The following is a 12168-nucleotide window of genomic DNA, read 5'->3' as shown; positions in this document are numbered from 1 at the left end:
TGTAAGGCTCTACACAATGTCGGGGAGAACACAATTATTCTGGGTAAGAAATGATCGCTGCAAGACGCTCGTACTGTGTAATGATGCACTACTTGATGCCAAGTAGGAGCGCTATTGATAGTCTCAAGATAGCGCAGAGAAAAACGTAAAAACATAAGTAGAAAGTGGGTGAACATGAACTATCCTTCGGACGGGAACGACACCATCCCTACCGATTTCGATGATGTTGTCCAGCAGGTATCTACCGGTTCGCTGGCACACCAGAAAATTGACGAGCTTCTACGCGAGGCACATGAGCGTTATTCGGACGTGGACGATGGATTGTTAGCCCACTACATCCCTATCCTTGGCCACGCTGACCCCGACCTTTTCGCCATCGCCATGTCCCATGTGGGCGGTTCGGTGCACGAGGTCGGAGACTGCCAGCATGAGTTCTCCATTCAGTCGATCGCCAAAATGTTTGTTTACGCGCTCGTGGTTCAAGAACATGGCCGAGAAGTTGTCCGTGAACGCATCGGTGTGAATAACACCGGCATGCCGTTTAACTCGGTGATGGCAGTTGAGCTGAATAATGGCCACCCGATGAACCCGATGGTCAACGCCGGTGCGATCGCCACCACCGAGATGATCCCGGGCCGCACCTCGGCCAAAAAATGGGAAAATGTCCGCGCCGGCCTCTCTGCCTTCGCCGGACGCCAACTGACGCTGGACGATGACGTGTATGCCTCTGAATCCGAATCTAATGAACGAAATAAAGCCGTAGGTCGACTACTTAAAAGCTACCGTCGCATCGAAGGTGACCCACTGGCCGCAGTGGATGTCTACACCCGGCAATGCTCACTGAACGTCACGGCTTATGATCTCGCAGTCATGGGTGCGACCCTCGCCGACGGCGGGGTCAATCCGGTTACCGGCCAGCGGGTAGTGGATGCGGACGTTTGCCGTGATACTCTGGCCGCCGTGGCTACCAGTGGTCTCTACGAACACTCGGGGGATTGGCTGTTCGAGATCGGAATTCCGGCTAAGTCAGGAGTCTCCGGCGGCATCGTCGCTATAGCCCCAGGTAAGGGCGCTATTGGCGCGTTCTCGCCACCCTTGGATATCGCAGGCAACTCGGTGAAAGCGCAGTTGGCGATCGGACACTTGTCGCGCGCAATGGGCCTGAACCTATTTGCGTCGGCTCCGGAGAAGAGTCTGTTGGCAAAGGCCGGTAGAGGCTAGAGCTAGTTTCGGCGACCCTTCAGTGGGGTTATTCTTACCTAGCGACTTGGTCGTGCTCACGTGAGCACGACCATTTTTTGTGCTATGACTGACCGTCTATTTTACGGATCCAGTCGGATAAATTTATCTAACCACTTGCTTCGGAGTGTTATCAATCCAATAAATCATTTCTTCGACTATCTCCAAAATATGAGGTCAGGTTGCACAATATTCTCATTTTATTTGGTTTACGCATAGCCGTTCGGCACCTACGAATCTCGCAATTCTGAGATAGTTCATATTTATCTATCCTCGTGTTGAAAATATTACCCTTTCCGGTTTACTGGTAGAGAGACCTGCAGTGGGCTCGGCAAAGTGAGGACTGAAAATGAAGAAAACAACGAAGGCGACCATTGCGGCAGTCGCCGCCGGTACATTGCTTATTGGCGGTGCCGGTACTCTCGCACTGTGGCAGGCCGAAGACAATGTCGATGCGGGAACGGTTACCACCGGTCACCTAGAACTGACCACCGACGGGGAAGGGGTTTGGACCGACGCTAGCCCGGATGCGTCAACCACGACGTTTGACCTTGTGACCGACAACATTGTTCCGGGCGATACTGTCGAATTCAACCAGACGGTGACCATCGATGCTGAGGGTAAGAACATCCAGGGGGCACTGACTGTCGGCACCGTCGGTGCCGTTCCTGCGGATCTTGAAACCTATGTCACCATTGCGCTGGATGTTGATGCCTCGGCAGAAGGCATTACCGAAGCAGGCGGCGTACTTACCTTCGCCGCCCCGGGTGTTTATGAGGTTCCCGTTTCGATCACTGTCACCTTCGACGAAGGTGCAGTTGGCACAACGCCCAACACCACCATGGACGAGCCTATCGATTTGACACAGCTGACCTTAACACTGGATCAGATCCGTTCATAAGTCGCTCCGCAGCAGGTAATTGAATGCCTAAACAGCTGAAGTTTACTTTAGTCGCGGCCGTCGTCCTGGCGCTTTTTCTGGGAGCCCAAGGCACGGCCGCCGTTTGGCGCGCCGAAAGAAATATTGATGCGGGCACCGTGAGAACGGGAAATCTGCTGCTTTTGGTGGGAGCCGAACCCAAAGAGGCAGCGAACTACGAATTCATTGAACTTGACGGCTCCAATTTAGTCCCCGGGCAGTATGTGCAAGCTCCATTGATGCTGAGCAACGGCGGGACTACCGACCTGCTCTACAACCTCGTGGGTGCTTCGGCGAAACCGGGAACGCCAACGGATGCCGATACCGCGCTGGCCGACTCCAGCATTCTGAGCATTTATGCTGGCATGCCAGCGGTAGCTTGCGATGGTCGGCAGTCGCTCTCCGGACAAATGCTCTATAAAGGCACGGCCAATTCGACGGCCAAGTTTGCGGTGGCCCGTCCATTGCTGAGCGAAAATGGGGACGCCAGCAAGGAGAACCTCTGCGTGAGGCTGTCGGTCCCGTCGAATGCTCCGCAAGCTGCTTCTGGAGGTTCGCTCAAATTGGTGCTGAACTTTGTGGGGCAGCAACAATGAGTGCACGCAGTCGGGCAGAGCTTCGAATTGAACGCGAGAAGACTGGCATGCTGTGGTGGGTAGGGCAAACCATCTCATGGCTGGCGCTTTTTGTCGTTCTCGCATTGCTTGCCATCATGGTCCTCATTCCACGGTTAGGCGGCGCGACTGCGTATACCGTACTTACCGGCTCGATGAGGCCGGACTATCAGCCCGGTTCGTTAGTTGTGGTGCGTCCGGTTGATCTTAATGAAATTCAGGTGGGCGATGTGGTCACCTATCAACTTGTTTCAGGCGAACCAGAAGTTGTGACGCATCGTGTTGTCGGGGTGGGAAATACGCTTGGCGGTGAACAGCGATTTATCCTTCGGGGTGATGCAAACAATACGAATGACGCACCGGTTGTTCCCGAACAAATTAGAGGAAAACTCTGGTACGCGGTGCCGCTGTTAGGATTCGTAAACTCTGCAATTAGCGGTCAGCAACGTACGTGGCTGATTTGGCTCGCTGTGGGTGGACTGCTTTGCTACTCAGCTGTAATGCTTGCCGGTGCGTGGTGTGACAACCGGCGCAAGGTGGAAAAATGAGCACTCGACGAATCTTTGCGTGGCTGTTCGCAGGTATTGCGTCGATGTTTTTTCTCGCCTTCACCCACGCGCCGGCGCAGGCAGCAACGGCCTCGCCAGTCGGCAACCAACTGAGCTACAGTACGGACGGGGAAAATTACAGCCATACCCCTTTGCCTGTCTTTACCAATGTTGAAAAAATCATCCCCGGTGAAAATATAAGCCGTTCCTTGTGGGTGCGTAATGATCTTTCAAAGTCCATAGAAATCACAGTGCACACGAACACCCTCGAAGGTGCCAACGATTTACGGGCGGAAGCTTCGCCTAAGGGAATCATTTCACTGTCTGCTGGCGAGACGACCACCGTTGTTGTCCGTGCGTGGCTGCCTGAAGCCGCAGGAAATGCCACCCAGAACATCAGCTCGGAGAACATCAGCATCCGCGTACGGGCAAGCGAGAAGGATCCGTTAGGCGAGGAACCCGATGAAGAATCGGCACCTCCAGTAGAAAATCCAGACTCTCAACCGCCTCAAGATCAAGACCAGCTGGGCGACACCGGATTTTTCCCCCGATTCCTGCCGTTGGCAATCGGGGCACTAATCACCGGCGGAATACTCTTTGCCCTGAGCCGGCGAAATAGACAAACCATTCTGAATACTGAAGGAGATTCCCGATGAGCCGGCGTGGAATGCAGATTAAGGCGATGCTTACCTTGGGAATCCTTGTGGGATTTGGTGCTGTTTCGACCCTTGCCGCTTGGACAGGCACCGCCACGGCGACCTCCAATATCAGTTCCGCTACCGTCGCTCTGGGAGTTGGCGCAACGGCAGATGCAGCTAGTGCAACTACCTATCAGATGCCCATCACTGGCAGTAATTTGTATCCGGGCACCAGCTCGGTGTCTACGGTGCTTGTCAAAAACACGGGAACAATATCGGCTCCATATACGGTTCAGGGAAAGGTCACCGAATCGGGGGCTACCACCTTGGGTGCGGGACTGAACATCTCCCTCAAGATTGGCGCAACCGTCAGCGGCAGCGGCGCCAATGTCACGTGTTCAGGTGGAACGACCATAGTCTCCAAGAGCGCGGGTGCACAGTTCAACGGTTCTTCGATTCCACGCACTTTAGATTCCGGAGCTTCGGAGTCGCTTTGTATCCAATATGCGCTGCCGACAACAGCTGCTAACTCCTTGCAGGGAGCAACAACAAGTATTGGTCTGACTTTCACCTCAACGGTTGGTTCCTAGCATGAGTCTGCGAAAATCATCAACCGTTGAGAACAAGAACAAGATCGCGTGCGGATGGCAAGGCTTGATGCTTAACCTAGGTGCAGTACTTGGTTCTCTTTGCATTCTCATGACAGCGATGACTCTAATCTTCGGGTTCAAGCCACTGATTTTTGCTTCGGGGTCGATGGCGCCGGAGATCCCGACGGGCTCATTTGGTCTAGCAGTCACTACTCCGGTCAGTGAACTTGATCCCGGCCAAGTGGTTTCCGTCGTAGCAGCAGACCAAATGCGGGTTACCCATCGGATACTGGAGAATACGCCGCTGGGACTCATTCTCAAAGGGGATGCCAATACTGTAGCGGACCTGCAGCCGTATGCGGTGGAGAGCGCTGACCGGTTATTATTCAGCGTTCCAAACCTGGGGTACGTGATTGGTTAGTTTGGCCAGCCTTGGGCTTTCTTCGGCGGAGGACTACTGTGCGCGTATGTATTCTATCTAGCTTTCATTCGCCGAGGTGCGAATGATGATGATGAATTAGATGATATCGATAGTCGTCGTCGGCCTAGTGCGACTGGGAAACCAGACGAATCTAGGGATCGAAATTCTATATTGTTTACCTGGACCGGGCTAGTGGTGGTTCTTGCTTTAGCCGTGTCAGTGGGCTGGGCGGGCCGGGTTGAATCAACTATGGCTGCTTTTGGTGCTACTGCGCAAGGGTCGGCTGCACTAGCTACAGATGTAATGTCTGCGCCAGCGGGAACCACCTGCACGCAATCAAGGGTAGGAAACACCAGTACAAGGAATCAGACGATCGATTTTACTTGGTCTGCGCCTTTGTCTGGATCGATAGCACCTACCGGTTATTTGGTGAGTGTGCAGGTTAACAATGCTGATGGGACCCCGTCGAATACGAACCAAATTACGAATATTCCATTAGGAGCATCTGTTAGACAGCAAAGTCTCACTACGGTGGGCAGCTCCGGGATTCTCAATACGTTGCTCTCGCTCCTCGGTGAACTTCTAGGGTACGATCGCACGATCACGGTGAAAATATCTGCCACATATCCCTCAGGGTGGACGTCTGCGCCAATCGTTTTCAACAGGGTCCATGCGACGGCTGGGTTGTTGGGAACTTCGAAAAAATTGACGTGCATACTTGTGAGCCACAACGATAAGTGGCCTGTTTTTCACAGTGCTTAGTGGCGGTGTTTTCTGGCCTTGGCTGTTGCATCTTCGGGCCGATGGATCAAGCACCCACATTGACTGCTGTCGCTCGGTGCGCGGCGTCTGATTAGTGAACAGGGGTGCTGATCGCTACGGCTCGCTTGGCGGCAGGGAGTGATTCCTCGGCGGTTGCGGAACCGCCGCACTGCCGAAGTTCGCGCAGTGGTCCTGCCGGACTCCATGGGTGGTCTCGGCGAGAGCTATCGCTGGATGGCTGGGACTAGGCCAGGGAGAGGAAGAGTTTTTCCATGTCGGCACGGTCGGCTGTGGGGTCCTCGCTTTTCAGGCACTGCTCGAGCCCGGTGGCGATAATGGAGAACCCGGCACGGTCTATGGCCTTGGAGGCGGCGGAAAGCTGGGTGACCACCGCGCGGCAGTCGCCGCCTTCCTCCAGCATGCGGATCACGGCGTTAAGCTGGCCCTGGGCGCGCTTGAGCCTGTTGATGGCCGGTTTCATGGTGTCCGCTTCAAGTTCCATGGTGGGTCCCTTCAAGGTGTTGATTTCTTCAATGGTATACCCCCGGGGGTTCCCTTAGCGTATCAATGGCAGTGATTCTCGATACCCCCTTGGGTATATGCCATACTCGAATACAGAGGGGGCGGCCAAGCCTCCATCAACAACCCCAGACGCAAGGAGTCACCATATGTGCCGTGCGACCAAATGCCGTAAGTGCCAGAAAACCACCTGGGCCGGATGTGGCCAGCATGTCAAGCAGGTCATGGCCCACGTGCCGCGGAGCGAGCGCTGCTCCTGCGATCCAAATGCCCCGAAGGAGTCCGGCAAGAAAGGCGGCTTCTTCGCGCGCCTCTTGGGCCGCTAGGCCCAGCCTCGCATGCGCCTGCGGCGATCGGCACCATTCCCGATGGTGTCGATCGCCGCTTTTTTGTGCATCCGTGATCGACTTGACGGATACCCCAGGGGGTATTATTGTTGTCTGTGAACCGGATACCCCCAGGGGTATGAAGGGTAAACTGACCAACCACAAGGAGAACCAATGCTTCTCGAACGAATCTATGACGAGGACCTGGCACAGGCCAGCTACTTCATCGGCTGCCAGGCCAAGGGCGAGGCCCTCGTGGTGGACGCCCGGCGCGACATCCAGGTGTACCGGGACCTTGCCGCAAAAAACGGCATGAAGATCACCGCCGTCACCGAGACCCACATCCACGCCGACTACCTCTCCGGCACCCGGGAGCTGGCCGCCGCCACCGACGCGGAGATTTACGTTTCGGGCGAGGGCGGGCCGGACTGGCAATACGAATTCGAAGCCGAACGCCTCTTTGACCAGTCCACCATCACGCTGGGAAACATCACCGTCACCGCCCTGCACACCCCGGGACACACCCCCGAACACCTTTCCTTCCTGGTCACCGACGGCGCCTTCAGCGACAAGCCGGGCTTCCTGCTCTCGGGTGACTTCGTCTTCTCCGGGGACCTGGGCCGTCCGGACCTGCTCGATGAGGCCGCCGGCGGCACCGACACCCGCTTCGCCGGGGCGCATGATTTGTTCGTCTCGCTGAAGAACAAGTTCCTGACCCTGCCCGACTACGTACAGGTCTACCCCGGCCACGGTGCCGGCAGCGCCTGCGGCAAGGCCCTGGGCGCGATCCCGTCCTCCACCGTCGGATATGAGCGCAGCTTCGCCTGGTGGGGTCCGTACCTGGAGGCCAACGACGAGGCGGGGTTCGTCGAGGCACTGCTTGACGGGCAGCCCGACGCGCACGCCTACTTTGGCCGGATGAAGCGCGAAAACCGCCAGGGCCCTGCCATCCTGGGCGAACGCGCACCGCTGGCCGAACTGGCCACCGGGGACGTCGCGGCCGCCTTGGCCGCGGATGACATCGGCGTGGTCGACACCCGCCACCACACCGAGGTCCACGAGGGCACCGTCGCCGGGGCACTGAATATCCCGGCCGGCACCAAGGCCGCAAGCTACGGCGCCTGGGCCGTGGACCCGGAAACGGACCAGCGACCGCTGGTGCTCTTGGCCCCGAACAGCGAAAGCGCAACCGAGATGTGGGACCACCTCATCCGCGTGGGCATCGACCGCGTCGCCGGATACATCACTTCCCTGGACGGCCTGCCGGTCTACGTGCCCCGCACGATCTCCCCGGCCGACCTGGCAGGGTTCGATGCCGCCCTGCTGCTGGATGTGCGCAACAAGACCGAGCACACTGCCGGACACGTGCCCGGCTCCGAACAGCTCAACGCCGGACGGGTGCTCTGGAACACCGAGAACCTTCCGTCCGACGGCGTGATCGTGAGCTACTGCCAGTCCGGGGTCCGCAATTCCGTGGCCGCCTCCGCCCTGCGCCGGGCCGGGTTCGACGTCGTCGAGCTCGAGGGCAGCTACGCCGGATGGGCCGACTGGAAGCAAATGCAGAACGCCTAGGTTCTCCACTGCCCATCCCTCAACAATAAATTCTACGTATTCCCGGTCCCGCATCCCCCTTTCCGGATGCGGGACCGGCCGGGCGCCATGCCCGGCAGAAAGGCCCACACCCCCATGAACACCATCCCCCAGGCCACCAGCCCCGAAGAGCTCAAGGACTGGATCGATACCGGCACCGACGTCGTGGTGCTGGACGTGCGTTCCGCCGCCGAATTCGAATCCCTGCATATCAAGGGCTCCTACAACGTCCCCCTCCCGTTGCTGGCAGAACACACCGAGGAACTCGCGGCCAAGCTTGACACCAAGGTGGTGCTGGTCTGCCAATCCGGCGTGCGCGCCACCGAAGCCAAGACCAACCTCGCGTCAGTGGGATTCGGCAACGCCCATGTCTTGTCCGGCGGCGTCCCGGCTTACAAGCAGGCCGGTGGCGGGACCGTCGAGGGTTCCAAGCGCTGGGACCTGGAACGCCAGGTGCGCATGGCCGCCGGTTCCCTCGTGGTGGCCGGGCTGGTGGGTGGGAAGTTCCTGTCCCCGCAGCTGCGCACCGTCGCCGGTGCCATCGGCGCGGGCCTGACCTTCTCCGCGGCCACCAACACCTGCGCCATGGGCAAGGCCCTGGCCAAGATGCCGTGGAACAAGACCGGCAACGAGCCGACCCGTGCATCGGTCCTCGCCCAGCTTCCGCCCAAGAAGTCCTAGCGCACACCCGGTTGGCCCGCCGCCAACCGGATTCCTCCCGGTTTCCGGGCCCGGGTCGCGTTGATCCGGGCCCGGAAAGCACCCACATACCCCTTGAACACGCCCCCGAAGGAGCAGACCATGCCCGAAATCACCATCACCGACACCGACCAGCGACGTGCCACGGATCAGCTCCTTGACGTCCGCGAAGACTTCGAAATCACCGAGGGCATGATCCCCGGCGCCCTCCACATCCCCATGGGCGAGCTCAACACCCGCCTGGGGGAGATCGACCGGACCCGCCCCGTCATCGTCATCTGCCGCAGCGGCAACCGCAGCGCCCGCGTCGCCGACGCCCTCACCGGCGCCGGATTCACCGCCGACACCATGGCCGGCGGCATGACCGCCTGGCAACGTGCCGGCCTGCCCGTCACCTAAAGCCACGCACCGGCGCCAACCCGCACGCCCTCCGCCCTTCCTCCCCCAGACAAGGCCACCTCCATGACCCTCACCCTCGCACTCACCCTCCTGCTCTCGGTGCTGATCGGGATCTCCCTCGGCCTGCTCGGCGGGGGCGGGTCCATCCTCACCGTCCCGATCCTCACCTACGTCGCCGGCATGAACCCCAAGGAAGCCATCGCCGCCTCGCTCTTCGTCGTCGGCGCGACCTCCGCCGTCAGCGCCGTGACTCATGCCCGCAAGAAGCGCGTCAAATGGCGCACCGGAGTCGTCTTCGGCGCCGCCGGCATGGCAGGGGCCTTCGGCGGCGGCCTCCTGGGGGGCCATATTCCCGGAACGATCCTCATGATCGCCTTCGCTCTCATGATGGTCGCCACCTCCCTGGCCATGATCCGCGGCCGTAAGAACCCCGCAGGCGCACCCCACCAGGGGGATCTGCCGGTGCCCAAGGTCATCATCGAGGGCCTGGTCGTCGGCTTTGTCACCGGGCTCGTCGGTGCCGGCGGCGGCTTCCTCGTCGTTCCGGCACTCGCCCTGCTTGGCGGCCTGTCCATGCCCGTCGCCGTCGGCACCTCGCTGGTGGTTATCGCCATGAAGTCCTTCGCCGGACTCGGCGGCTACCTCACCACCGTCACCCTGGACTGGACACTTGTCGGCGGAGTCACAGCCGCCGCGATCCTCGGCTCCTTCCTCGGCGCACGCCTGGCCGGACGCATCCCCGAAGCGGCCCTGCGCAAGGGCTTTGGCTTCTTCGTCCTGGCCATGGGCGTCTTCGTCCTCGTCCAGGAACTACCCTCCCCCGCCAACCTCATCCTGGGCCTCGCGGCCACCGCAATCGCCGCGGCCGCGGCCCTGTGCTGGTTTGCCATCCCCGCATGCCCCCTGCGACGCAAGTCCCTGGGTTCACCCGCCACCACCACGGCAACCGAAGCCCGCTAGCCCCGGCTCCCCGCCGTGTTGCCCCTCCAGCCTCGGCACTCCAGGAGTCCGCGCATGAAACCGTCCACCACCAAGATCCTCCCTGTCCTGGGTTTGCGCGCCAACGCGGCCCAGTTCGCGTTGCTTGTCGCGGTCAACGCACTCGTCGGCGGGATGGTCGGGCAACAGCAAACCGTCCTTCCGCTGCTGGCCCACGCGGAGTTCGGCCTGAGCGGATACACGTTCCTCTTCGCCTACGTGGCGGCCTTCGGGATCGCCAAGGCGACCTCCAACTGGTTCGCCGGGACCCTCTCGGACCGCTACGGACGCAAGCCCGTGCTGCTGGCCGGGTGGCTCTTCGCCATCCCGGTGCCGCTCATGCTCATTTTCGCCCCGGACTGGAGCTGGGTCGTCGCCGCGAACGTTCTGCTGGGCATCAACCAAGGCCTGACCTGGTCGACCACCGTCATCATGAAGATCGATCTGGTAGGCCCGACCCAGCGCGGCCTGGCCATGGGACTGAACGAGGCCGCGGGCTACGGTGCCGTGGCCGCCACGTCCCTGCTGGCCGGATACCTCTCCGAACAGTACGGGCTGCGTCCGGCGCCCTTCCTCTTGGGAATCGCCTACACCGCCTTGGCACTGCTGCTGTCGGGCCTTTTCGTCCGGGAGACCCGCCCACATGCCCTCCTGGATGCCGGAAACATGGCTGCCCGGGGCGCCTCCGCCCGGCATGGCCTGGACGCCAACCTAGCCAACGGCCAAATCTTTTCCCTGACCAGCTTCCGGGAACCGGCCTTGTCCTCGGCCAGCCTGGCCGGCCTGGTGAACAACCTGAACTTCGGACTCTCCTGGGGCCTGTTCCCACTGCTGTTCGCCACCGCGGATCTCAGCATGGGCCAGATCGGCCTGCTTTTCGCCCTGTATCCCGGGGTCTGGGGCATAGGCCAAATGGCGACCGGTGCTCTCTCGGACCGGATCGGACGCAAACACCTCATCACCACCGGCATGTTGGTCCAGGCCGGAGCCCTTGCGATCATCGCGCTCGGGGACGGCTTTGGTGCCTGGGCCTCGGGAACCGTATTGCTCGGCGCGGGAACCGCCATGGTCTACCCCACGCTGCTGGCAACGGTCGGCGACGTCGCCCATCCCTCATGGCGAGGACGGGCCGTGGGGGTCTACCGGGTCTGGCGCGACCTCGGATACGCCGTCGGTGCCATCGCCGGCGGGATCATTGCCGACCTCATGGGGCTGCACGCGGCCATTTGGATGGCCGCCGCCCTCAGCGCAGCCGCGTCCCTGGTTGTCGCGGTCCGCATGTATGAAACGCACCAACGGCTTTCACCGCCCTTCCATGCCGGCGATACCTTGGCAATGCTTCCGCGCGATCGGCCCAACACGTAGCATGGGCACGGAACCGAGAGTCCCGCCGTGGCGGGACCCGCAGCCGCCCTGGCCGGCCTCCGCACGACAACCCAAGGGGAAACACCATGACGTACACCCACGCCATCACCGTCCCGCTGTCATGGCAAGACGCCGTCGACCGGACCCGCGGCGCCTTGGCGGAACAGGGATTCGGCGTGCTGACGGAGATTGACGTGAAGGAGACCTTCGCCCGGAAGCTGGGCCAGGAAGCCGGGGACGCCGTGGGGAACTACATCATCCTCGGGGCCTGCAACCCGCAATTGGCCCAGCGCGGCATCGCCGCCGAACCACAGTTGGGCGCGCTGCTCCCGTGCAACGTCGTGGTGCGTCGCGCCCCCGATGCCAAGGAAACCACCATTGAGGCCATCGACCCGCAAACCATGGTCCAACTCAGCCCGGGTGACGCGACACGCGAGGTCGCCAACGATGCCGATGGCCGCCTTCAGGCGGCGCTGAAGGAAATCTCCGAAAAAGCAGGCTCCTAGGTTCTCCCCTGGTTGGTGAAGGTCACTGGCACGGTCTTTTTGCACGGGAGCAGTG

The 12168-nt window shown here is 60.4% G+C and carries 15 protein-coding genes; 14 read left to right on the top strand and 1 reads right to left on the bottom strand.

The annotated features are described in order from the left end of the window. Window positions 1–174: 174 nt before the first annotated feature. The 7 genes from glsA (at window position 175) to IEX04_RS02195 (ending at window position 4969) form a co-directional block, all read left to right on the top strand. Window positions 175–1221 carry a glutaminase A gene (gene glsA / locus IEX04_RS02225; RefSeq protein ID WP_188683350.1) on the top strand — a complete coding sequence of 349 codons (1047 nt, stop codon included), beginning with the start codon at window positions 175–177 and terminating at the stop codon, window positions 1219–1221. A 367-nt stretch (window positions 1222–1588) separates the two neighbouring features. Next, window positions 1589–2140 (top strand): alternate-type signal peptide domain-containing protein, encoded by a 552-nt coding sequence (locus IEX04_RS02220; RefSeq protein WP_188683348.1) that lies wholly within the window; start codon window positions 1589–1591, stop codon window positions 2138–2140. Between the two features lie 23 nt (window positions 2141–2163). Further along, entirely contained in the window at window positions 2164–2754 is a 591-nt protein-coding gene (locus IEX04_RS02215; RefSeq protein ID WP_188683346.1) for a hypothetical protein, read from the top strand. Beyond that, window positions 2751–3320, top strand: coding sequence for a signal peptidase I (locus tag IEX04_RS02210; RefSeq protein WP_188683344.1), 570 nt, complete (start codon window positions 2751–2753; stop codon window positions 3318–3320). The genes IEX04_RS02215 and IEX04_RS02210 overlap by 4 nt, the downstream gene beginning before the upstream one ends. Next, on the top strand, window positions 3317–3976 hold the full coding sequence (locus IEX04_RS02205) for a hypothetical protein (protein ID WP_188683342.1): 660 nt from the start codon (window positions 3317–3319) through the stop codon (window positions 3974–3976). Before IEX04_RS02210 ends, IEX04_RS02205 begins: the two co-directional genes overlap by 4 nt. Continuing rightward, a complete protein-coding gene (locus IEX04_RS02200; RefSeq protein WP_188683340.1) occupies window positions 3973–4548 on the top strand; it encodes a hypothetical protein in 576 nt (191 codons plus the stop codon). The genes IEX04_RS02205 and IEX04_RS02200 overlap by 4 nt, the downstream gene beginning before the upstream one ends. Before the next feature lies 1 nt (window position 4549). Next, entirely contained in the window at window positions 4550–4969 is a 420-nt protein-coding gene (locus tag IEX04_RS02195; RefSeq protein ID WP_188683338.1) for a S24/S26 family peptidase, read from the top strand. Window positions 4970–5975: 1006 nt separating this feature from the next. Here IEX04_RS02195 and IEX04_RS02190 read toward each other — a convergent pair. Further along, on the bottom strand, window positions 5976–6233 hold the full coding sequence (locus IEX04_RS02190; RefSeq protein ID WP_022876876.1) for a metal-sensitive transcriptional regulator: 258 nt from the start codon (window positions 6231–6233) through the stop codon (window positions 5976–5978). 97 nt (window positions 6234–6330) lie between these two features. On the opposite strand from IEX04_RS02190, the gene IEX04_RS19230 reads away from it, so the two are divergent. The 7 genes from IEX04_RS19230 to IEX04_RS02160 all read left to right on the top strand — a co-directional run bounded on the left by IEX04_RS19230 (window position 6331) and on the right by IEX04_RS02160 (window position 12113). Then, the gene (locus IEX04_RS19230; protein ID WP_490166353.1) at window positions 6331–6576 is read left to right on the top strand and encodes a DUF8730 family Cys-rich protein; all 246 of its coding nucleotides are present in this window, start codon (window positions 6331–6333) and stop codon (window positions 6574–6576) included. Window positions 6577–6750: 174 nt separating this feature from the next. Beyond that, window positions 6751–8148, top strand: a complete 1398-nt coding sequence (locus IEX04_RS02185; RefSeq protein ID WP_188683335.1) for an MBL fold metallo-hydrolase — start codon at window positions 6751–6753, stop codon at window positions 8146–8148. 114 nt (window positions 8149–8262) lie between these two features. Further along, the gene (locus tag IEX04_RS02180; protein ID WP_229676950.1) at window positions 8263–8847 is read left to right on the top strand and encodes a rhodanese-like domain-containing protein; all 585 of its coding nucleotides are present in this window, start codon (window positions 8263–8265) and stop codon (window positions 8845–8847) included. A gap of 120 nt (window positions 8848–8967) precedes the next feature. Next, window positions 8968–9264, top strand: coding sequence for a rhodanese-like domain-containing protein (locus tag IEX04_RS02175; RefSeq protein WP_071214388.1), 297 nt, complete (start codon window positions 8968–8970; stop codon window positions 9262–9264). 63 nt (window positions 9265–9327) lie between these two features. After that, on the top strand, window positions 9328–10224 hold the full coding sequence (locus IEX04_RS02170) for a sulfite exporter TauE/SafE family protein (RefSeq protein ID WP_188683331.1): 897 nt from the start codon (window positions 9328–9330) through the stop codon (window positions 10222–10224). 54 nt (window positions 10225–10278) lie between these two features. Then, window positions 10279–11607 (top strand): MFS transporter, encoded by a 1329-nt coding sequence (locus IEX04_RS02165; protein ID WP_188683329.1) that lies wholly within the window; start codon window positions 10279–10281, stop codon window positions 11605–11607. An 86-nt stretch (window positions 11608–11693) separates the two neighbouring features. Further along, the gene (locus tag IEX04_RS02160) at window positions 11694–12113 is read left to right on the top strand and encodes a DUF302 domain-containing protein (RefSeq protein ID WP_188683327.1); all 420 of its coding nucleotides are present in this window, start codon (window positions 11694–11696) and stop codon (window positions 12111–12113) included. The last annotated feature ends 55 nt before the right edge of the window (window positions 12114–12168 follow it).

This window comes from Glutamicibacter ardleyensis, from assembly GCF_014644555.1.
In the GTDB taxonomy this organism is placed as follows: Bacteria; Actinomycetota; Actinomycetes; order Actinomycetales; family Micrococcaceae; genus Glutamicibacter; species Glutamicibacter bergerei.
Note: the sequence above shows the minus strand (reverse complement) of the source record. Positions and strands in the feature narration are given on the sequence as shown.